Annotated in this window: 19 protein-coding genes; 11 read left to right on the top strand and 8 right to left on the bottom strand. The window is 35.2% G+C overall.

Annotated features, from left to right (window positions below; genetic code table 11):
* Positions 1-21: 21 nt before the first annotated feature.
* Positions 22-930: an SH3 domain-containing protein gene (locus ACNQGJ_RS09380; RefSeq protein WP_417972459.1), complete on the bottom strand. Its 909-nt coding sequence runs from the start codon at positions 928-930 to the stop codon at positions 22-24.
* A gap of 519 nt (positions 931-1,449) precedes the next feature.
* On the opposite strand from ACNQGJ_RS09380, the gene ACNQGJ_RS09375 reads away from it, so the two are divergent.
* Both ACNQGJ_RS09375 and ACNQGJ_RS09370 read left to right on the top strand, forming a co-directional pair.
* Positions 1,450-1,689, top strand: coding sequence for a hypothetical protein (locus ACNQGJ_RS09375; RefSeq protein ID WP_417972460.1), 240 nt, complete (start codon positions 1,450-1,452; stop codon positions 1,687-1,689).
* 341 nt (positions 1,690-2,030) lie between these two features.
* Positions 2,031-2,516: a hypothetical protein gene (locus ACNQGJ_RS09370; protein ID WP_417972461.1), complete on the top strand. Its 486-nt coding sequence runs from the start codon at positions 2,031-2,033 to the stop codon at positions 2,514-2,516.
* Positions 2,517-2,585: 69 nt separating this feature from the next.
* On the opposite strand, the gene ACNQGJ_RS09365 is transcribed toward ACNQGJ_RS09370, so the two are convergent.
* Positions 2,586-3,062, bottom strand: a complete 477-nt coding sequence (locus ACNQGJ_RS09365; protein WP_417972462.1) for a lipid-binding SYLF domain-containing protein — start codon at positions 3,060-3,062, stop codon at positions 2,586-2,588.
* A gap of 261 nt (positions 3,063-3,323) precedes the next feature.
* Between ACNQGJ_RS09365 and ACNQGJ_RS09360 the strand changes: the two genes are divergently transcribed.
* The 4 genes from ACNQGJ_RS09360 to ACNQGJ_RS09345 all read left to right on the top strand — a co-directional run bounded on the left by ACNQGJ_RS09360 (position 3,324) and on the right by ACNQGJ_RS09345 (position 7,652).
* Positions 3,324-3,833: a GNAT family N-acetyltransferase gene (locus tag ACNQGJ_RS09360; RefSeq protein ID WP_417972463.1), complete on the top strand. Its 510-nt coding sequence runs from the start codon at positions 3,324-3,326 to the stop codon at positions 3,831-3,833.
* A 145-nt stretch (positions 3,834-3,978) separates the two neighbouring features.
* Complete coding sequence (locus ACNQGJ_RS09355; RefSeq protein ID WP_417972464.1) at positions 3,979-4,482, top strand: SRPBCC family protein; 504 nt, start codon at positions 3,979-3,981, stop codon at positions 4,480-4,482.
* Positions 4,483-4,789: 307 nt separating this feature from the next.
* Positions 4,790-6,319 carry a S10 family peptidase gene (locus tag ACNQGJ_RS09350; RefSeq protein ID WP_417972465.1) on the top strand — a complete coding sequence of 510 codons (1,530 nt, stop codon included), beginning with the start codon at positions 4,790-4,792 and terminating at the stop codon, positions 6,317-6,319.
* Positions 6,320-6,461: 142 nt separating this feature from the next.
* Positions 6,462-7,652: a BaiN/RdsA family NAD(P)/FAD-dependent oxidoreductase gene (locus ACNQGJ_RS09345; protein ID WP_417972466.1), complete on the top strand. Its 1,191-nt coding sequence runs from the start codon at positions 6,462-6,464 to the stop codon at positions 7,650-7,652.
* A gap of 255 nt (positions 7,653-7,907) precedes the next feature.
* Here the strand turns inward: ACNQGJ_RS09345 and ACNQGJ_RS09340 are convergent, their stop codons facing one another.
* The 3 genes from ACNQGJ_RS09340 to ACNQGJ_RS09330 all read right to left on the bottom strand — a co-directional run bounded on the left by ACNQGJ_RS09340 (position 7,908) and on the right by ACNQGJ_RS09330 (position 9,995).
* Entirely contained in the window at positions 7,908-8,291 is a 384-nt protein-coding gene (locus ACNQGJ_RS09340; RefSeq protein WP_417972553.1) for a DUF3037 domain-containing protein, read from the bottom strand.
* Positions 8,269-9,063, bottom strand: coding sequence for a HipA family kinase (locus ACNQGJ_RS09335; RefSeq protein WP_417972467.1), 795 nt, complete (start codon positions 9,061-9,063; stop codon positions 8,269-8,271). The genes ACNQGJ_RS09340 and ACNQGJ_RS09335 overlap by 23 nt, the downstream gene beginning before the upstream one ends.
* Before the next feature lie 77 nt (positions 9,064-9,140).
* The gene (locus ACNQGJ_RS09330; protein WP_417972468.1) at positions 9,141-9,995 is read right to left on the bottom strand and encodes an NAD(P)H-hydrate dehydratase; all 855 of its coding nucleotides are present in this window, start codon (positions 9,993-9,995) and stop codon (positions 9,141-9,143) included.
* Positions 9,996-10,368: 373 nt separating this feature from the next.
* On the opposite strand from ACNQGJ_RS09330, the gene gcvT reads away from it, so the two are divergent.
* From gcvT to ACNQGJ_RS09315, 3 genes are all read left to right on the top strand, one after another.
* Complete coding sequence (gcvT, locus tag ACNQGJ_RS09325) at positions 10,369-11,451, top strand: glycine cleavage system aminomethyltransferase GcvT (protein ID WP_417972469.1); 1,083 nt, start codon at positions 10,369-10,371, stop codon at positions 11,449-11,451.
* Positions 11,452-11,508: 57 nt separating this feature from the next.
* A complete protein-coding gene (locus ACNQGJ_RS09320) occupies positions 11,509-12,222 on the top strand; it encodes a YebC/PmpR family DNA-binding transcriptional regulator (RefSeq protein WP_417972470.1) in 714 nt (237 codons plus the stop codon).
* A 620-nt stretch (positions 12,223-12,842) separates the two neighbouring features.
* Entirely contained in the window at positions 12,843-14,915 is a 2,073-nt protein-coding gene (locus ACNQGJ_RS09315) for a hypothetical protein (RefSeq protein ID WP_417972471.1), read from the top strand.
* Positions 14,916-15,001: 86 nt separating this feature from the next.
* Here ACNQGJ_RS09315 and ACNQGJ_RS09310 read toward each other — a convergent pair whose 3' ends face one another.
* Together ACNQGJ_RS09310 and ACNQGJ_RS09305 are read right to left on the bottom strand one after the other, a co-directional pair.
* Positions 15,002-16,042: a cysteate synthase gene (locus ACNQGJ_RS09310; protein ID WP_417972472.1), complete on the bottom strand. Its 1,041-nt coding sequence runs from the start codon at positions 16,040-16,042 to the stop codon at positions 15,002-15,004.
* Between the two features lie 70 nt (positions 16,043-16,112).
* The gene (locus tag ACNQGJ_RS09305; protein ID WP_417972473.1) at positions 16,113-18,248 is read right to left on the bottom strand and encodes a S9 family peptidase; all 2,136 of its coding nucleotides are present in this window, start codon (positions 18,246-18,248) and stop codon (positions 16,113-16,115) included.
* 69 nt (positions 18,249-18,317) lie between these two features.
* Between ACNQGJ_RS09305 and ACNQGJ_RS09300 the strand changes: the two genes are divergently transcribed.
* A complete protein-coding gene (locus ACNQGJ_RS09300) occupies positions 18,318-18,638 on the top strand; it encodes a YbaB/EbfC family nucleoid-associated protein (protein WP_417972474.1) in 321 nt (106 codons plus the stop codon).
* 71 nt (positions 18,639-18,709) lie between these two features.
* On the opposite strand, the gene ACNQGJ_RS09295 is transcribed toward ACNQGJ_RS09300, so the two are convergent.
* Entirely contained in the window at positions 18,710-19,729 is a 1,020-nt protein-coding gene (locus tag ACNQGJ_RS09295; protein WP_417972475.1) for a threonine aldolase family protein, read from the bottom strand.
* A gap of 189 nt (positions 19,730-19,918) precedes the next feature.
* Between ACNQGJ_RS09295 and prfB the strand changes: the two genes are divergently transcribed.
* Positions 19,919-21,017 (top strand): peptide chain release factor 2 gene (gene prfB / locus ACNQGJ_RS09290; RefSeq protein ID WP_417972476.1). Its coding sequence is split into 2 segments (ribosomal slippage): positions 19,919-19,981 and positions 19,983-21,017, totalling 1,098 coding nucleotides; the frame shifts between segments, so codons are not numbered across the junction.
* The last annotated feature ends 174 nt before the right edge of the window (positions 21,018-21,191 follow it).

Raw genomic sequence — 21,191 nt, 5'->3', positions numbered from 1 at the left:
AGTATTCATAAGAAGTTTTATCTAATCATGATAATAAAAGATAGCAGAGGCATACCCATTTTGAGGATCTTTATTATCCCACCAATCTTCTCTGATTTCTGAAAAATAATTATAGTTATTAGTCCCTGCTTGGGACTGCAACGGATAAATTACTTTGCCGTCTTTCCTAAAGGCTTTATCAGTATCCGTTTCTGGAACCACCACTACAATATGCCCTGATTTGTTCAAGATAAATCTTTTAGCACAGATGATTCCCACTCCGCCATTGGCATTTACTTTCTTTTGAAGTTCATCAACATCATTAATTCTTTCCCATCCAAACTCATTACCCGATTGTAAAAACCAATCATAGATATAATTTGAATAAAAAGGTTTTACCGTATCATTAAAAACCACAGCCACTTCTTCGCCTTTTTTAAGTTGCTCGATTGCCTTATCAGTCCATCTCAGTCTGGGGATATACACCTTGGCAAAAAAACAATAATCAAAAGTATAAATATTACAATAGGTATCCGATGTATCTTTCTGATACCGGAAACTTTTTGAAACATCCAGCGCGTTGATGATGTTGCGAATTGACGTCAGTTTAGACTCAAGACTCGTTAAATCCCTAAACGGAATTGAAGGATCGCCAATAGGTTTGTACGTTTCCTCTTTACTGTCCAGACTTGCTTTTGCACCCAGTTCAAAATTAGGCACTTCAATATCAATACTTTTTTCCTTGGTTTCATCCACGAGCTCGATATCTTTTGAAAACACATATCCCTCTTTTTCAGTGTTTAAAAGTTTAACTTTCCACCAATCTGATGCTGTTTTCTCAATTAATTTAACGGTATGTCTAAAAGGTATTTGTATTAAAATTTTGGAATTATCCTGCGTTGCCGGAAAATCTCTTAGATTTAATGACGGGGTAGCGACTCTATATTTCATACTAATCAGTTCATTATAAATGATTCTACTGCCAAAATACTAAAAACAACCAAGAAAGCACCATAGGAACCCATTATTTTAAGATTTTTTTTAGAACTAATTGTAAAAACCAATAGTGCCAAACAGCAATAATGAGTCCTATTTAGCCTGAAGAAAAAGGGAGTGCATAAATTTAGATTTAGAAGGAATTGAAAGTGTTTTTAGGTATAGCGTTCAATATATATTTAAAAATGCACAACAACTGAGAAGTGATTTCCATTCGGTTTTTTTATAAAAACAAACCAAAACGTCTTTTTAGTGATGAGTTACTTTTCTGTAGGTAAAATCACTAATTTTGGTAGAACTAAAACATATTGAACTTTGACACAAAGCCAAGAAAAAAAGATTACAATATAGCCGCTTTATGGCTGTTTTCTAAAAGTTAGCTACAATTTACACGTAAAATAAAAATTAACGATATAATCAAATAATGACCCAAATTCTCAACAATTAATTAAAAAAATACAGCAAAATAATTTAGTGCTTTTTACAGGTGCTGGAATTTCTATAAATTCAGGATTACCAAATTGGAATCATCTAATTGAAAAAATGTTAGATGGGCTTGGTTCAAAAGAAGAAAAAAGCGAAAAATTTAAATTAGCGTTAAAAGACGAATTATTTACTCCTATTGAAATTTTGAATAAAAAATATAATAGAAATGATTTGATCAAAGTTTGCTACATCAATAGAGAAATTTCAGAAAATAAATCAAAAAAATAGAAAAAGACATTTATGATAGAAAATGTGTAATTATTGAGTAGGATACAACCGATTGTGGCAAGGGGAAATAAAACACGATTCAAATTGAATAGGCACGAGCGGAACGCCCTCAACACCAAAGGAAAACGCTGAATGCACAGATATCTACAATTCCCCTCAATTCGACAGGTAGAAATGCTACCCGTGCCCACAATGCTGAGACACAACAATGAGACAAAAAACAAAATAAGCTACTGACTTAAAAGGATGTAGCTTTTTTTTATATCTTGGCTTTAAAATAAAACCGGAACGATACCTATAAAATAGACGTTTAACAATTTGAATAACGAATAGGAAAAATTATGAACACAACAGAGCAAGTGTTACAAGAGCAGAAGCAATCAAGGTTCAGTATCAAAAATATTTTTCTTCCTGACTATGAGAACTACGAAGGGGTTCGCAGAATCAATATTTATGTGATGCGACTGTTCTTCGCGCTAATGTTTGTTTTCGTTGCCCCTGATTCGTGGACCGTTATTCTTACCCATGAAGGTGAATGGGATCCTACAAGAGCTGTTGCTTGGTGTACTTGGGCCGCTTACTCAACACTGGCACTTTTCGGAGTATTTCATACGTTGCGCATGTTACCCATAATGCTTTTTATGATTTTTTATAAAGGACTTTGGCTTGCAGTTGTCGCTTATCCGTTATGGTCTGCCGGCACGCTTAAAGGTTCTCCAGCCGAGGAAATGGCGTATATGTTCTCCGGAATTATCATCCCGATACTCTTCGTACCTTGGAAATACGTATTCAAAAAATACATTTTGATAGAGAAGAAAAAGAAATGATTACAGCATTTCATATATCTACTAAAAAGCAAAACGGCTGAGAAATTTTCTCAGCCATTTTGCTTTTTATCACAATTTATTAAACTTAAACTTTTGTCCTCCAATTGATGCCTCGTACATGAGCCCGCCTTTTTGCATGGTGAACACCATTACGCCATCGGTATATTTTACATTTGCTGAAGCGCCTTCTGTTACAGCGACCGCTGAGGCTTGCGCCGAAAACTCAAATCGGCTTTCTTTAAAGCGGTCAAGTTCGTTTTTTGACTCAAAAAATATCACCTCTCGATACGCTTGTCCACCAGCCTGAAATCCAATGCTCAATTGCGACAACTTGGCCATACCTACAATCGTGTTCTGTTCATATACCACTCCGTTACCAGCTGCTCCCCCAATACCGAGTCCTCCTTTGCCAACATTAGGGAATATAGCATAGCCATAGGCATTTTCAAAAATTCCTTTCATGAGAGCATCTTTTTTAATGAACTCCGCCATTGCTTTTTTGCTGTCAGCAATAACTTTATTCTTTTTAGCGGTAGATTGCCCCATAATAGGCGCTATATTGAGTAAGCAAGCCATCACTATCACCCAAAAAATATGTAACTTTTTCATAATCTTATATTTTAAATTGTTTTAAAGTTTCTTTAGTCAAAGATAAAAAAAATAATCTTATTTAATACTTAAATACATTGATTATCAAGTATTTATAAACTATTATAACTAATTATTTCATTAAAAATGAAGTGATTACGACCTTTTTTTTACCTTTGAAAAACATAAAGCAATAACTCAACAATCTAAGTATAATCCATGATTACAAAAGCAACAGTAGAAGATGTTTCCCTTTTAAATACATTAATCAATTCAGCGTATCGCGGCGAATCGTCTAAAAAAGGATGGACGACTGAAGCCAACATTTTAGAAGGACTGCGAACTACTGAAGCAGAATTGATTGAAATTATGCAAGAGCCTAAAAATACGATTCTGAAATTTATAGCGAACGAACAAATTATTGGTTGTGTATTGCTGACTGAAAAAAAACAGCATTTGTATTTAGGTATGCTGACAGTTAATCCGGAGCTACAAAATAGCGGCGTTGCCAAAAAATTATTGCAACAGGCAGAAATCCATGCTTCGGGATTAGGGTTGCTAAAAATTGTAATGACTGTAATATCTGTTCGAGAAGAATTAATTGCATGGTACAAACGCAACGGCTACATAGAAATTGGACCACGAGAACCCTTTCCGGCAAGCGATGTTCATATTCCAATTACGGAACAACCTTTGGAATTTATTGTTTTGGAAAAAAGGATTGGATAGTTTTTATAACTTGATTCTTCATAAATTCGATAATCGTTTGAGTAAAATAAAAGAGCTTTAAAAGTTGATTTTTCATTTTTATGAAAAAAATAACAACTAAATCAATCAATTAGAACTAGTATAATCAATCTTAAATCAAAATAAAATGGCAACTACTCTCAAAACACAGGTTGTAAAAAATTTAAAAGAAAAATCAATTTTGGTTTCCAGAACGTTTAGCGCCCCGCTTGAAAAAGTTTGGCGCGCGTACACGAAAAGTGAATTGTTGGAACTATGGTGGGCTCCAAAACCTTGGAAAGCAGAAACCAAAACGATGAACTTTTCTGTTGGCGGTTATTGGTTGTACGCAATGATGGGTCCTGAAAATGAAAAACATTACGGACGCATGGATTATACAGCTATAACGCCACATTTAAGTTTTGAAATTAGAGATAGCTTTTGTGACGAAGAAGGAACTGTAAACAATTCCCTGCCGATTTCTACCGGAACTATTGTTTTTACTACAACAGAATCAGGTACTTTGGTAGAATTTAAGATGTTTTATTCCAATGAAAAAGAGATTGAAACCATGATTGAAATGGGTTTTGAACAAGGTATTACTGCTAGTCTCGAGCAATTGGAAATGCTATTTCAAGAAAAAAAAATTTAGGGATACGTAATAGGAAATCTATAATTTCCATCAATCTTCGGGCGGCTCGCGTAAGGGATTGCGGCGGCATCCTTTATTTTTTTTCTTTAAAAAAATAAAGATAAAGCCAAAAGCCCGACCCCAAAGCTGCAGATATGTAAATGGGAAATGGCGTTTTTGTGCTTTGGGGTTACGCCCAAATGATGTTTCACGCTTCGGAAATTACAATTCCGCATCCGACTTTTGTCACTCTATTAAAAAACAATATATTAGTGCTGTCAAAATTGTTTTAAAAAAACAGTATTGAACACCCCTAACCAATCTACTTATGAAAAAAACAGTACTGTCCTTGCTCTTAGTTGCATTTTTTACGGCTTTACATGCCCAGCTACCAAAAACAACCATTACACCTACCGTTCCGAAAGAAGAAAATTCAGCAGCAAATTTAATTTTTAATCCAGATTCCCATGTGGTGACGGAACATACTACGACTATCAAAGGTCAAAAAGTGGTCTACAAAGCTACAACTGGTACGATGCCAGTTTGGGATGAAGACGGAAAAGCGATTGCCGGTTTATTTTACACGTATTATGAGCGCTCCGATGTAAAAGATCGTGCTGCCCGTCCGTTGGTTATTTCCTTTAATGGCGGTCCTGGTTCAGCTTCAGTTTGGATGCAGATTGCGTATACCGGTCCCAGTTTAATCAATATTGATGATGAAGGCTATCCGTTACAGCCTTATGGAATCAAAGAAAACCCGTATTCGATTTTGGATGTTGCCGATATTGTTTTTGTAAATCCGGTCAATACGGCGTATTCAAGAGCTACGAGTAAGGAAATACCAACTACTAAGTTCTTTGGTGTAAATGCCGATATTAAATACCTCGCCGATTGGATTAATGGTTTTGTATCCCGAACCAATCGTTGGGCTTCTCCAAAATATTTAATTGGTGAAAGTTATGGTACTACACGCGTTTCCGGACTTGCTCTAGAGTTGCAAAACAGTGAATGGATGTACCTGAACGGCGTTATTTTAGTATCGCCTACTGAATTGGGAATCGCTCGCGGAGTCGCTTCTGAAGCCGCACTGAAACTGCCTTATTTTGCCGCTACGGCTTGGTATCACAAAATGCTGCCTTCTGATTTACAGAACAAAGATTTAACTGATATGTTGCCGGAAGTGGAAGATTTTACCATAAATGAACTGCTTCCCGCAATGAGTAAAGGAGGGGCATTAGACGACCAATCAAGAAAAGAAATGGCTGTAAAAATTGCGCGCTATTCCGGACTTTCGGAAAAAGTGGTGATGCAAAATAATTTAGACGTGCCGTATGATTATTTTTGGAAAGAATTGTTGCGCGAGCAAGGATTTACAATAGGAAGATTAGATTCCCGCTACAAAGGAATTGACCGCAAAGCGGCTGGTAACGCACCTGATTTTAATGCGGAACTTACCTCTTGGCTTCATTCCTTTACTCCTGCCATCAATATGTATTTGCGAAATAATTTGAATTACAAAACTGATTTTAAATACAATATGTTTGGTCTTGTCAGACCTTGGGATGATTCCAATGATAAAACCGGAGAAAACCTGCGTCAAGCCATGGCACAAAATCCGTATTTGCATGTAATGGTTCAGTCCGGCTACTATGACGGGGCTTGTGATTATTTCAATTCAAAATACAACATGTGGCAAATGGATCCAAGCGGAATACTAAAAGATCGAATGTCATGGAAAGGTTACAGAAGTGGGCACATGATGTATTTAAGAAAAGTTGATTTAGAAACCGCCAATGAAGATATCAGACAATTTATAAAACAGTCCTTACCTAAAGCCGGAGAATCAGCGAAATATTAGGTTTAGCGTATTTATTTTACATTAAGAATTAAAAGGCTGTTCAATATGATTTTGAACAGCCTTTTTTGTGCTCTGCCAAAAAGCAACTAATATAAAAATCGATATTAAGTTTAATCCGTAAAACAAAACCTATTTTTGCAGGGTGAAGAAAACCGTTTCAATTATTGGAGGAGGACCCGCAGCACTTATACTTGCTGCTTTACTCGATTGTCAGAAATTTAAAGTTACCATCTATGAAAAGAATAAGACACTAGGAAGAAAATTTTTGGTGGCCGGAAAAGGAGGATTTAACCTCACCCACTCGGAACCTATTGCTGAATTGATTGCACGCTATACACCAGCTGATTTTCTAGAAAAAGCACTCCTTAATTTTGACAACGACGATTTTCGGAAATGGATTGATACCATCGGTATTTCAACCTACATCGGCAGTAGCAAACGAGTGTATCCTGAACGTGGTATCAAACCCATAACTGTACTGAACGCAATCCTGGACGTTCTCGACAAGCAAGGTGTTGCCATTCAGTACCAACACACTTGGACAGGCTGGACGAACAACGATAACCTTGTTTTTAATGCTACTACAGAAATAAAATCGGACTATACCATTTTTGCCTTAGGCGGTGGTAGCTGGAAGATCACCGGTTCTGATGGCACTTGGCTAGATTTATTCGAACAGCAAGATATCGCTATCGTTCCGTTTCAATCTTCTAATTGTGCATATCGTGTTGACTGGCCGGAAGATTTTATCAGCGAACATGAAGGCAGCCCGCTTAAAAATATTGCCATTAGCTGTTTGAATAAAAAACAAAAAGGCGAAGTCGTTATCACGCGTTTCGGTTTAGAAGGAAATGCCATTTATGCTCTTAGTCCACAAATTCGGGAAGAATTGCAAAGCCAACAAAAGGCGATTGTTTTCTTGGATATGAAACCAACTTTGCGTTCCGATGATTTGCTTCAAAAAATCAAAAAATCTACTTTTAAAAAGACGAGCGAAACACTGCAAAAAGAAATTAAATTGAGTCCTGCGCAGATCGGGCTTTTGAAAAAATACCTTTCGAAAGAAACCTACCTGAATCCAGCGCTACTGGCACAAAATATTAAGAAATTGAGTATCGAGATCACCGGTTCTGCCCTATTGAACGATGCGATATCAACAACAGGCGGTATCCAACTGAATGCTGTGGACGAAAATTTTCAACTAAAAGATAAAAAAAGTAATTATTGCATTGGTGAAATGCTCGACTGGGATGCACCTACCGGCGGCTATCTCTTGCAAGCTTGTTTTAGCATGGGGATGCATCTTGCGCGTCATCTGAACAGTCTTCCTTAAATTTTTTACACTATTTTCGTGACTCATTCCTAGTAAATCACGCATCAACGTTTTTAAAAAATTAGCCACAGATTCACAGATTAAAAATAGATTTTTGGCAAAAAAAACATAGATATTATCCAATTTAAAATCAGTGAATCCGTGGCAAAAAATGGTTAATACGTTTTGCGGACAGTCATACCCTCTCTATTCTATTGTTGACAGCATAAAAGTATTTTAATTATGAATTGACTTTCCAACAGTTTTAAAATTTATTTACAATACCATTTCTTCAAACAAGCGTTGTGCTGTTTGCTCTAAATCATCACTTAGTCCCGGATGTGGTCTTGAGGTTTGAATAGCGGAACTGCGAAGTGCAGTCAACCATCGGAAACGCGATGGAATATCAAATTGTCCTATTGGTCCACCTGATTTTTCTCCATGCGCTACTTTCTCAAATGCCTGTACATTTAAGTGCACTTGTTCTAAATCTAAGTCGGCTGAAAACAGTTGCAATTTTGCTTCGTTCATTGAACACAAAACTTTTATAAACTTTGCTTTTTTACAAAAAAGAATAATACCTACATTGAGGAATTCTTCGCGTTCTACCCTTGGCACAACCCGGATTACGGCGTACTCATATAAGTGCTTCTCTTGCATTTTGCGCTTCATTTATAAAAATTTCGGAATGGTTTAAACGTATGGATAAAAACTGAAAATAAACGTCTCGAATGGCCTCTGGAGTTTCATCGACATCTTCCCAATTGAGCCATACTTCTGGAATCATATTCACGATATTTTGCAGTATATCGTCAGTCAATATTTTTTTAAATACCGCATCCGTTTCTAACAATAAGGAAGCCTGAGGCAACATTACATGGTCTTTTATCAGTGCAAAAGGACTTTGCGCATGCTTTTCCCAATTGGTCCACGAATGATGAAAATAAAGGCAAGCGCCATGGTCGATCAGCCATAATTCTTTATGCCAAATCAGCATATTGGTGTTTCTAAATGTTCGGTCAACATTTGTAATAAAAGCATCCAACCAAACAATTTGGGAAGCAATTTTTGCGTCAACCAAAGTGACAACAGGATCAAAATTGATGGCTCCAGATAAATAATGTAACGCTAAATTAAGTCCTTGACTGCCTTGAAGCAAGTCTTGAATCTCTTCATCTCCTTCTGAACGTCCAAAAGCTTCATCGAGATTTGCGAAAACAAGTTCTGGCATTTTAAGATTTAAAGCACGTGCAATTTCTCCACCTATTAATTCGGCAATTAAGGCTTTTACGCCGTGTCCTGCACCTTTGAATTTTAATACATATTTAAAATCATCATCGGCTTCAGCAAGAGCAGGCAAAGAACCGCCTTCTCGCAACGGAGTGATGTATCGCGTAACATTTACGGTTCTGAGATGGGGAGTTTTTTCCATAATCGAATTGGATAAAGCAATTTTGCTTGGATACAAACTTACAAATAAGTGAGATAAAATTCATTTATGAGCGCTATTTACTCCATTTTTTTTAAACTCAAAAAAGCTTTTCCAATATTCGCAATTACATCAGAGGCGATAAAAGATTGATAACCCGTTTCAGGAAGTGCTATATCAGCGGTTAATCCGTGGAGGTACACACCTAGAATTGCTGCGTTTATTGGTTTATAGGATTGCGCTAGTAAACTCGTTATCATTCCCGTCAAAACATCACCACTTCCTGCAGTTGCGAGAGCTGCATTTCCGGTGGTATTTTCGTAAAAAGTTTCTCCATCTATGATTTGGCTTGGTGCGCCTTTCATCACGATTATCACTTGGTACTGTTTTGAAAAGGAGATCGCTTTATTGATTTTGTCCTCTTCGGAATGCCATTTTCCTATTAATCGTTCCAATTCTTTGGGATGTGGCGTTACGATTGTTTTGGGAGGTAATAAGGAAAGCCATTCTTTGTTTTGGGATAAAATATTCAACGCATCGGCATCAATTACTAGTGGGATTTTATTTGTTTTTAAAAAATGATGCAAAGCATTTTGGGTTGCAACTGCCTGACCTAAACCGGGACCAATTCCGATGGCTTGCGGCGTTATGTCGAAAGTGATATTTGTGATTATTTTTTCTTCATTATCAGTGAGAACCATGACTTCGGGAACAGCGACTTGCAGGATGTTATAGCCACATTCAGGGATTAAAACAGTGACTAATCCGCAACCGGTTTTCAAGCAAGCTTTGGCCGATAAGCTCACGGCGCCTATTTTCCCATAACTTCCGCCAATGATCAAAGCGTGTCCCTGAATTCCTTTGTGGGTGTGTTTATCCGGTATTTTGTAGCGTTTCAATATTTCTTTTTGCTCGATATAAATAAGATTTGTCATGGCTATTTGTTTGTTTAAAATTACATATTTAATAGGAAACTAATTCGTTATTTGAGCCTAAATTACTTAGCCCTGAATCCTTAACTTTTCTTCAATTTCAATAAAAGTTCAGTGAACTTCGTTTGCAACGGAAATCCTTCTTTTTACCCTGTCAGGGTTCAAAACCCTGACAGGGTAATACAAGATTGATGTGAAAAGCAGGACACGAGCGGAGCGAACTGACGAAGTAAATAACACCTGAAAATAATTGTCATAATCCTACAGAACGAGTTATTGCAAAAACGTTTGAAACTTTAAACTTTGCATCACTCCGCCTTTGTCACTCGAAATAAAATCAATAAATTAGCGACTTCAAATTTAATGTAAAAATACAATGAAAAATACTGCGCTTACGCACATACATGAGAGTTTGGGAGCAAAAATGCTTCCTTTTGCCGGATATAATATGCCCATTTTATATGAAGGTGTGAATGCCGAACATGAAACGGTGCGCAACGCCGTGGGAGTTTTTGACGTTTCACACATGGGTGAATTCCTGCTTACGGGTCCAAATGCAATGGCTTTGATTCAAAAAGTGACTTCAAATGATGCTTCTACTTTGACTATAGGAAAAGCGCAATATTCTTGTTTACCGAACAATGATGGTGGAATTGTAGATGATTTGCTGGTTTATAAAATGAAAGAGGAGCAATATTTATTAGTCGTAAATGCATCGAATATTGACAAGGATTGGGATTGGATTTCGGCTAAAAATGATTTGGGTGTGGAGATGAAAAACCTTTCGGATGATTATTCTTTATTGGCCATTCAAGGACCAAAAGCGGTTGAAGCGATGCAATCCTTGAGCTCAAAAGATTTATCTGCGATTCCATATTACCATTTTGAAGTGGGTGATTTTGCCGGTATCGAAAACGTAATTATTTCGGCTACAGGATATACCGGTTCTGGAGGTTTTGAAATTTATTGTAAAAATTCCGACGCAGAACAAATTTGGAATAAAGTTTTTGAAGCGGGTGCAGCTTTTGGCATCAAACCAATTGGTCTTGCGGCTCGTGATACGTTGCGATTGGAAATGGGTTTCTGTTTGTACGGAAATGATATAAATGACACGACTTCTCCACTGGAAGCTGGTTTGGGATGGATTACAAAGTTCACAAAAGAATTTACAAATTCTGAAAACCTGAAAAAACAAAAAGAAGCAGGAGTTTCTAAAAAACTGGTTGCGTTTGAAATGCAGGAACGTGCGGTGCCAAGACACGATTACGAAATTGTAGATGCATCAGGAAATGTAATCGGAATTGTAACTTCGGGAACAATGTCACCATCCATGAATAAAGGAATAGGAATGGGTTATGTCACGGTAGAAAATAGTGCTTTAGAGAGTGACATATTTATCAGGATCCGTAAAAATGATGTTCCTGCTAAGGTGGTAAAATTACCTTTTTACAAGAAATAAAATCATTGGATAAAGTATAGAATAACTGTATTTTTGCAGTTCAAAATAAAAATAGAAATGGGAAGAGCGTTTGAGTTTAGAAAAGGAAGAAAAATGAAACGTTGGTCAGCAATGGCCAAAGCATTTACCAGAATTGGTAAAGATATCGTAATGGCTGTAAAAGAAGGCGGTCCTAATCCCGATGCCAACTCTAGATTAAGAGCAGTTATTCAGAATTCCAAGGCCGTAAATATGCCAAAAGAAAATGTAGAACGTGCCATAAAAAAAGCTACCGATAAAGACACCGCTAACTATAAAGAAGTTTTATTTGAAGGGTATGCACCGCATGGAATTGCCATTCTAATTGAAACTGCCACGGATAATAATAACAGAACCGTAGCTAACGTTCGCAGTTATTTTAACAAATGCAGTGGAACTATGGGAACCCAAGGATCGGTCGAATTTATGTTCGATCATACCTGTAATTTTAGAATACCAACAAACGGAATCGACCCTGAAGAACTCGAATTAGAATTAATTGACTTTGGTGCTGAAGAAGTTTTTGAGGACGAAGATGGTATTTTAATATACGCGCCTTTTGGTAATTTCGGAACGATTCAAAAAGAATTAGAAAACAGAGGACTTGAAATTCTATCTTCTGGATTTGAAAGAATTCCGCAAATAACAAAAAAATTAACGGAAGCTGAAATGGCCGATGTAGAGAAACTGATCGAAAAAATGGAAGAAGATGATGACGTGATGAACGTATATCATACAATGGAAGAAGCTTAGACTTCATTTAAATTATATTTAAAACTCTAGCTTTAGCTGGAGTTTTTTTGTTTCACAATTATAAATTAAGAATTAAGCCTTTTTTATTTCTTTTTTTAATTAACCTTTGCTGCGTAACTGCTGCGTTTTTTAAAAATCGGCCTAAAGCATATTTTAAACATAAAGTAGAAAGTTACTTATAATTATGCATTTGCCCTCTTGCCCTTCCCTTTCTATCAAGTTTTCTTATAATAAATCAATTTATAAAATATAGTTTTTTAATACGCTTTTACCTGTAAATTATTATATCAATACAGTTTAAATAACGGAATATGGTGAAAGACAGAAAATTTAGCAAAAGAGTATTTTTTGATATCTTTTTTACTGCTAACAAGTTTCTTATATTTGCTAACTTTTACTAAGTGTAAAGCCTTAAAAACAAGCGATACATCAAACTATTGGGAGCACAATTATTTTGCAAACTAAATTTCCTTATTTGAGACAAAAAAGACTTAATAAAAATTTAGTTTTTGTGACGATTTTTTACAAAATATAGTCCGTAATTGAATGCGTTTTGTTAATTAGCTAAATATTCCTAATACAGAATATCGTTCCAAGGAACGTATAAAATTATAATACACATGACAAACAACATCCTGATTGAAAATCAATATAAGAGAACAAGTTTATTTGAAAAAGAAAATGTAAACTATTTAGTTCGCGTTTTAAAAAGATTTAATACCGTACCAAAGATAAATAATATCAATATTATCACCTCAACTAGTGAGCCTACTATTTTCAAAATTGTACCCAACAAATCAATTATAATTGGTTCATCCTTTTTGAGTAAACCCATTTTAGCTTTAGTCTATTTAAGATATGGCATCGAATGGCAGCTATGGTACAAAGCTTTGAATACCGAAAAACAAGATGTAGTTTTATGCGATATTGCAGCTCTTGAAGTAACTCGAATATTTTATAATTTGCTACCTAAAGATGATAAAGAAAAATTAGAAAATCTTGATTATGTTCTAATTAATTTAATTAAAAATAATATCTATTTAAATACTGAATCTTCATTAATAAACGAAGAACTCCAATCTTTTCATGGTTTAAAAAATTCGAACACTGAACTCAAAAAATCTTGGAAAGCTATTGTCGAAAATCTTGCAAAACCCACAGAATATATGTTGATGTCTGGAGGAGATCTTCGTTTGAATATCGATGAAATTCATTTGCTAAACAAGTACGGATGTCGTCCATTCCCCAGACCTGATGCATTTACTTTTGCTTCATCTACGGCGTCTAGCGTTTCTAATTTTGCTTTTGATAAAACAGATAAAGTGAGAAGTATATTAATTAGAAATAGCTTAAAAAATGGTTTTAAAAATACTACTATAGATTTTTCTGAATTACTAAAAAATAACCTTAGAAAAATATTTAGATTAAGTGAGGAATGTGAAATAATTTTTTCACCATCAGGTACTGATTCTTCACTTCAAATAGCTGCTATAACGCAAATTATTTCCGATAAAGAAATTACACATATTTTAGTGGCCTCTGATGAAACTGGTAGCGGTGTAGCTACGGCTTTAAAGGGATGTCATTTTGAAAATACTACTGCTTTAAATTATCCAATTAAAAAAGATGCTAAAATTGAAGGTTTTAGAGATGTTGATTTAGTACAAATCCCTTTTAGAGATCAAAATGGCGCATTAAAAACTTCTGCTCAATTAGATAAGGAAGTATTCGATGCCGTTATTAGGACTAAAAATCAAGGCAGGCATGTAGTATTACATACTATGGACCAATCAAAATTAGGGTATCAAGCTCCTAGTGACGAATTTATAAAAAAATTAAATAAACTTGAAAACTTATCAATTCAAATAATTGTTGATGGATCACAGTTGAGATTAGATCCAAAAGACATCCAAAATTATTTAAATAAAGGATATATTGTTACCATAACGGGGAGTAAATTCTTCACTGGGCCGCCATACTGCGGTGCATTAATTTTACCTCAAAGTGTCAATAAATTAATTCAATCTGTAAAAAATACATTACCAAAAGGCTTAAACAAATATTATAATAGTTCTGATTGGCCGACTTCATGGTTTTGTTCCAATGAATTATCTGACGGATATAATTATGGTTCTTACATGCGTTGGAATGCTGCCGTGGTTGAAATGGACAGGTATTACAAAACACCAATTTTATATCGAAATATGGGTATTGAGATGTTTTGCAATTTTGTTGATGACTCTATAAAAGAGGCCACATTTTTACAGCCTATTTATAGTGATGAAACAAAAACAAAGAGCTTTAGCAGTAAAGAATTTGGAATAAGAAACATCCGTACAATTTTTCCTTTCTTTATTTTTAAAAACAATGAGGTCTTAGCTGTTGATAAAGTAAAAAAATTGTACACCCTATTAAATTCTGATTTATCCGATCATTTTGAAGGTTCTTCATTAGAAATTATTCGACTTGCTGCCCAAAAATGTCATATTGGTCAAGCAGTTAATGTCAAATATACTACTGAAATTGAAAGTGCTATTTTAAGAATTAGTTTGGGCGCAAGAGTTATTTCTGAAAGTTGGGTCAGTAGAGATATCAGTCTTTTTTTTAGAAATATAGAATTACAAATGAGTCAGATCACAATCACAATTAAAAAAATTGAATTGATACTTAATAATTCTGAATTATTGGATTAAATTAAAAGTGTCCTTATTTATATTCAATAAAAAAGTCCCATTTACAAAAGCAAGTAGGACTTTTTTATTTACCTATAATTTTTAACTTATTTTATCATTTCAATTTTTTGAACTTCTTCTTCGTTGATGCTATCAAAGAAACCTTGTTCGTTCATCCAGTCATCGCTAAATACTTTACTCATGTAACGAGAACCGTGATCCGGGAAAATTGCAATTACATTACTGTTTTCGTCGAATTCACCTTCTTCAGCATATTGTCTTATCGCTTGCATTACTGCACCTGATGTATACCCTACAAATAAACCTTCTTTTCTGGTAATTTCTCTCGCAGCATGAGCACTTTCCTCATCCGTTACTTTCATGAACTTATCAATGATATCAAAATCCGTTGCGGACGGAATTAAATTTTTACCCAAGCCTTCAATTCGGTACGGATAAATTTCATCATTATCGAATTCTCTTGTTTCATGATATTTCTTCAATACAGATCCAAAAGCATCCACCCCAAGAATCCTAATATTTGGATTTTGTTCTTTTAAGTATTTTGCAGTACCAGATATGGTTCCACCTGTTCCACTACAGGCAATTAAATGCGTAATTGCACCATTAGTTTGTTTCCAAATTTCCGGACCGGTAGATTTATAATGGGCATCAACATTCAACTCATTAAAATATTGATTGATGTAAATCGAACCTTTCGTTTCTTCGTGCAAACGTTTGGCTACATTATAATAAGAACGTTCATCATCAGCAGATACGTGCGCCGGACAGACATAAACTTTTGCTCCTAAACTACGAAGCATGTCTATTTTGTCTTTAGATGATTTAGAACTAACTGCAAGAATGCAGTTGTAACCTTTTATGATACTGACCATTGCTAAACTAAAACCCGTATTACCGGAAGTGGTTTCAATTATCGTATCACCTGGAGATAAAACACCTCTCTTTTCAGCTTCTTCAATTATGTATAATGCTATTCTATCTTTTGAGGAATGTCCTGGATTAAAAGCTTCTACTTTAGCGTAAAAATTTCCTTTTAAATCTTCAGTAACTTTATTTAGCTTAATAAGTGGAGTATTACCTATCAATTCTAAAACATTATTACAAGCAGTTATTTCTTTTTTCATAAAAAAATAGTTAGTCGTAGCAATTTTTAATCAGACCACGAATATTACAAATTTAACAAAAAAAATCTAATTAGTTTTTAATTCCTTCTAAATCTAATAAAAAACTATATTCTTTTGCCAATTCTTTAATGGCTTCAAATCGTCCTGAAGCACCGCCATGTCCCGCATCCATGTTTGTATTTAAATACAAAACGGTATCATTAATTTTTTTAGTTCTTAATTTAGCAACCCATTTTGCGGGTTCCCAATACTGTACTTGCGAATCATGAAGTCCAGTAGAAACGAACATATTAGGATAGTTTTGCTCTTTTACGTTGTCATATGGCGAGTACGATAACATGTAATCGTAATATTTTTTCACGTTTGGATTCCCCCATTCATCATATTCTCCAGTTGTAAGCGGTATTGTATCGTCGAGCATGGTGCTTATTACATCCACAAAAGGAACCTGAGCAATCACTCCATTGTATAATTCTGGTGCCATATTTATTACTGCTCCCATTAATAAGCCTCCTGCTGAACCGCCTTCGGCGTATAAATGTCTCGGAGAAGTATATTTTTCCTGAATTAAAAATTTAGAGCAATCGATAAAATCAGTGAATGTATTTTTCTTTTTCAGTAATTTCCCGTCTTCATACCATTGTCTTCCTAAATCTTCACCACCACGAATATGGGCTATTGCGAATACAAAACCTCTATCCAGAATAGACAGACGTGTCGACGAAAAGTAAGTATCCATCGTGACGCCATACGAGCCGTACGAATAAAGCAATAAAGGATTTTTACCGTCTTTCTTTAAGCCTTTTCGATACACCAAAGAAATAGGCACTTTTGTACCATCGATAGCCGTGGCCCAAATGCGTTCTTCGATGTAATTGCTTTTATCAAATTTGCCACCAAGAACTTGCTGCTCTTTCTTGATTTCTTTTTCTTTAGTTTTCATGTTAAAATCGATAACCGATGACGGTGTTGCTAATGATTGATAGCTATAACGCAGGATATCAGTGTCAAAATCAACATTGGTAGTCGTATAGGCATTGTACGTTTCGCTCCCAAAAGGCAAGTAATATTCTCCTGTTCCGCTCCAAGGCATAATTCGGATGTGATTCAGTCCATTCGAACGTTCCTCGACAACCAAATAGTTTTCGAAAATCTCGATATCTTCCAGCAGAACGTCTTCTCGATGGGCAATTATATCTTTCCAATTTTTTTTAGCAGTAGCGTTCTCGGGCGTTTTCATTAATTTAAAATTAGTGGCCTTATCTTTATTGGTCAGAATATAAAAAGAATCCCCAAAATGAGAAATACTGTATTCTAAACCACGAACTCTGGGTTGAAAAACCACAAACTCACCTTCTGGCGTATCTGAATTAAGTATTCTATATTCTGTAGTCAATGTGCTCTCGGAACCAATTATGATGTATTTTCTTGATTTTTCTTTACCCACTGAAACGTTGAAAGTATCGTCCTTTTCATTAAAAACCAAAATATCATCGGTAGCATCAGTGGCTAATCTGTGTTTGAAAACTTTATCAGATCGCAAAGTAACTTCATCCTGTCTGGTATAAAAAATAGTTTTATTATCATTTGCCCAAACGGAGTTTCCTGTAGCATTTTCAATACTATCAGAAAGGATTTCTCCCGTTTCAAGATTTTTTATTTGTATCGTATAAATTCTTCTTCCTACAACGTCTACGCCAAAACTTGCAAATTTATTGTCTTGACTCACACTTAAACCTCCTAATTGAAAATAGGAATGCCCTTTGGCCAAATCATTGCAATTGAATAAAATTTCTTCATTGGCAGAAAGACTTCCTTTTTTTCGGGAATAAATAGGATAACCCTGCCCTTTTTCAAAACGTGTGATGTAATAATAGCCATTAAATAAATAAGGAACTGATTGATCATCTTCCTTTATTCTTCCTTTCATTTCATCAAACAATTCTTTTTGAAAATCTTTAGTATGTGCCGTCATTGCATCATAATACGTGTTTTCTTTATTCAGGTAATCAATAACTTCGGGATTTTCTCTGTCATTTAACCAGAAGTAATTATCAATTCTTGTTTCATTGTGTTTTTTTAATGATTTAGGAATTATTTTAGCGACTGGAACTGGACTTTTTTTTAACATTTGTTGTGCTTTTGTATTAGTAAATGAAGTTGCAAAAATAACACAAAGAGAAGTTATGATAAGTCTATTTTTCATGAATATTTTGTTGAATATGACTGTGCAATATACTAATTTTGTAATTCAATTAATTTAAAAAATTAAAATATGGACTTAATGGGAATGATGGGCAAACTTAAAGAAACCCAACAAAAGATAGAAGAGACTAAAAAACGTTTAGACACTGTTCTCATAGAGGAACAAAGTACCGATGGTTTATTGAAAGTGACACTAACGGCCAACCGATCAATAAAATCAATTACTGTCGATGATTCGTTGCTGGAAGACAAAGAACAATTAGAAGATTATATTATTTTGGTACTGAACAAAGCTATCGATAAAGCAACAAAAGTAAATGAAGCTGAGCTTGATGCAGTTGCAAAAATGGATATGCCAATGATTCCAGGAATGGATAATTTGTTTAAGTAATTAAGAATTATAAGTTGTGAATTATGAATTTTTCAAGTTATCAAATCTCATAATTCACAACTGCTTTTTTTTTACATTTTTTCTAGTGTCTCCAAAACATACGTGTGCATCACTTCTCTATAATCAAGATGCGTTACAATTCTCAATTTTCCATGTCCCATCGAGCTAATCGAAATGTTTTTTTGTTTTAGAACTTCAATTAAATTCTTCTCATTACAATTTGGTGCCAATGAAAAAATCAAAATATTAGTCTCAACTGGCTCCACTGATGCAACCCAACTTACCTTTTTTAATACCGCAGCAATTTCTTTAGCTCTTCGATGATCTTCGGCTAGACGTTTTATGTTGTTATCCAAAGCATAAATTCCGGCTGCCGCCAAATAGCCTACTTGACGCATTCCGCCACCTAATATTTTTCGAATACGTAACGCTCTGTGAATTGTAGCTTTGTCAGCCAATAAAACAGAACCAATCGGCGCTCCCAGACCTTTAGACAAACAAACTGAAATAGTATCGAATAATTTTCCAAATGCTTTTGGATCTTGTTTTTTGGCTACCAAAGCATTCCAAATTCGGGCGCCATCCATATGAAATTTCAAATGATTAGCGTCGCAAACTTGTTTTATTCGCTGTAAATCTTCTAATTCATAACAAGCACCACCGCCTTTATTCGTAGTGTTTTCCACACAAACTAAACTCGTCAACGGACTATGATAAAACTCAGGATCATTGATCGCTCCTGCCACTTGCTCTGCGGTTATCATTCCGCGGTTTCCGTCTAATAAACAACAAGAAACCCCGCTGTTAAAAGAAGCGCCACCACCTTCGTAATGATAAACGTGTGCATATTTGTCAGCTATTAATTGTTCTCCGGGTTGTGTGTGTAATTTTATCGCCGTTTGATTGGCCATTGTTCCAGAAGGAAAGAAAAGTCCGGCCTCCATACCAAACATCGCTGCTACTTTTGCTTCTAATTCAATAACGGTAGGATCCTGTTTGTAAACATCGTCTCCTACTTCTGCTTTGAACATATATCGTAACATTTCGTTAGAGGGCTTAGTAATTGTGTCACTAATTAAATTTATTTCCATATTTTTTTATTGTCAGTATGAACAATTTGAGAATTGTCCCTTCGTAAAATTTTTCTATTTTTGTGCCACAAATTTACATAATACCGTTTGTTAATTCAAGCTAGTTCAGTTAAAACTAAACTAAATTTATTACACAGCGGAATTTTATATAAATATTGAAAACAGAACTATCAAAATAATATAATATTTATGACAACTACCGAACAAATTAAAGGTATTGTGGAGCGCCTTGGTGCGTTGAGGAGGTATCTTTGACGTTGATGCCAAACTAATTGAGATTTCTAATGAAGAAGAGAAAACTTTTGCACCCAATTTTTGGAACAATGCAAAAGACGCTGAAGTCATTGTAAAAAATCTTAGAAACAAGAAAAAATGGATTGAAGATTACAATAAAGCCGTCGAGATGACGGACGAATTGCAACTCGCCTATGATTTTTACAAAGAAGGAGAGCTTACGCTAGAAGAATTAGACGAACAATACAATGCAACCCAAGCTCATATTGAAGCTATAGAATTTAAAAATATGCTTTCGGACGAAGGCGATACTTTGAGTGCTGTTGTACAAATAACCGCTGGTGCCGGCGGAACCGAAAGTTGCGATTGGGCCGAAATGCTCATGCGCATGTACATGATGTGGGGCGAAAAATACGGTTATAAAATCAAAGAACTAAATTTTCAGAAAGGAGAAGCTGCGGGTATAAAAACCGTAACACTCGAATTTGAAGGCGATTATTCTTTTGGATATTTGAAAGGTGAAAACGGTGTACATCGATTGGTTCGAATATCCCCTTTTGACAGTAATGCCAAGCGTCATACTTCCTTTGCTTCCGTTTATGTATATCCGCTTGTAGATGACAGCATAGAAATTGATATTAATCCTGCTGATATCGAGATTACAACGTCTCGATCCAGTGGTGCGGGAGGACAAAATGTAAATAAAGTAGAAACGAAAGTACAATTGTTCCATAAACCAACCGGAATTCAAATACAGTGTTCCGAAACACGTTCGCAACAAGACAACAGACAACGTGCGATGCAAATGTTACGCTCTCAGTTGTACGAAATTGAGTTAAAAAAGAAACAGGCACAACGCGCGGATATCGAAGCTGGAAAAATGAAAATAGAATGGGGATCGCAAATCAGGAATTATGTAATGCAGCCCTATAAATTAGTCAAAGATGTTAGAACCGGCCATGAAACCAGTAATGTTGATGGGGTTATGAATGGAGAAATCGACGAATTCTTGAAAGCCTACTTAATGATGATGGGACAAAAAGAGGAGGAATAATTTGCACTAAACATTTCATCTTACAACGTAAATAAAAACTAATCCTACTCGCTTCAAAACCGGTAGAATTTTTTTTTAGTATATGAATTGTCTTTGAAGATTTAAATAAAAAAGCAAAAGTTTGCAATATTAATCACAAAGTATAATCAATTAAACGAGCAGAAAAACTGTTTA

It is taken from the genome of Flavobacterium cryophilum, from assembly GCF_048286555.1.
Lineage (GTDB): Bacteria > Bacteroidota > Bacteroidia > Flavobacteriales > Flavobacteriaceae > Flavobacterium.
Note: the sequence above shows the minus strand (reverse complement) of the source record. Positions and strands in the feature narration are given on the sequence as shown.

Bases quoted from the DNA above. Each gene is read 5' to 3' on its own strand.
- ACNQGJ_RS09380 (WP_417972459.1), bottom strand. From the start codon at position 930: ATGAAATATAGAGTCGCTACCCCGTCATTAAATCTAAGAGATTTTCCG.
- ACNQGJ_RS09370 (WP_417972461.1), top strand. From the start codon at position 2,031: ATGAACACAACAGAGCAAGTGTTACAAGAGCAGAAGCAATCAAGGTTC.
- ACNQGJ_RS09365 (WP_417972462.1), bottom strand. From the start codon at position 3,062: ATGGGGCAATCTACCGCTAAAAAGAATAAAGTTATTGCTGACAGCAAA.
- ACNQGJ_RS09360 (WP_417972463.1), top strand. From the start codon at position 3,324: ATGATTACAAAAGCAACAGTAGAAGATGTTTCCCTTTTAAATACATTA.
- ACNQGJ_RS09355 (WP_417972464.1), top strand. From the start codon at position 3,979: ATGGCAACTACTCTCAAAACACAGGTTGTAAAAAATTTAAAAGAAAAA.
- ACNQGJ_RS09350 (WP_417972465.1), top strand. From the start codon at position 4,790: ATGAAAAAAACAGTACTGTCCTTGCTCTTAGTTGCATTTTTTACGGCT.
- ACNQGJ_RS09340 (WP_417972553.1), bottom strand. From the start codon at position 8,291: ATGCAAGAGAAGCACTTATATGAGTACGCCGTAATCCGGGTTGTGCCA.
- ACNQGJ_RS09335 (WP_417972467.1), bottom strand. From the start codon at position 9,063: ATGGAAAAAACTCCCCATCTCAGAACCGTAAATGTTACGCGATACATC.
- ACNQGJ_RS09330 (WP_417972468.1), bottom strand. From the start codon at position 9,995: ATGACAAATCTTATTTATATCGAGCAAAAAGAAATATTGAAACGCTAC.
- gcvT (WP_417972469.1), top strand. From the start codon at position 10,369: ATGAAAAATACTGCGCTTACGCACATACATGAGAGTTTGGGAGCAAAA.
- ACNQGJ_RS09320 (WP_417972470.1), top strand. From the start codon at position 11,509: ATGGGAAGAGCGTTTGAGTTTAGAAAAGGAAGAAAAATGAAACGTTGG.
- ACNQGJ_RS09315 (WP_417972471.1), top strand. From the start codon at position 12,843: ATGACAAACAACATCCTGATTGAAAATCAATATAAGAGAACAAGTTTA.
- ACNQGJ_RS09310 (WP_417972472.1), bottom strand. From the start codon at position 16,042: ATGAAAAAAGAAATAACTGCTTGTAATAATGTTTTAGAATTGATAGGT.
- ACNQGJ_RS09305 (WP_417972473.1), bottom strand. From the start codon at position 18,248: ATGAAAAATAGACTTATCATAACTTCTCTTTGTGTTATTTTTGCAACT.
- ACNQGJ_RS09300 (WP_417972474.1), top strand. From the start codon at position 18,318: ATGGACTTAATGGGAATGATGGGCAAACTTAAAGAAACCCAACAAAAG.
- ACNQGJ_RS09295 (WP_417972475.1), bottom strand. From the start codon at position 19,729: ATGGAAATAAATTTAATTAGTGACACAATTACTAAGCCCTCTAACGAA.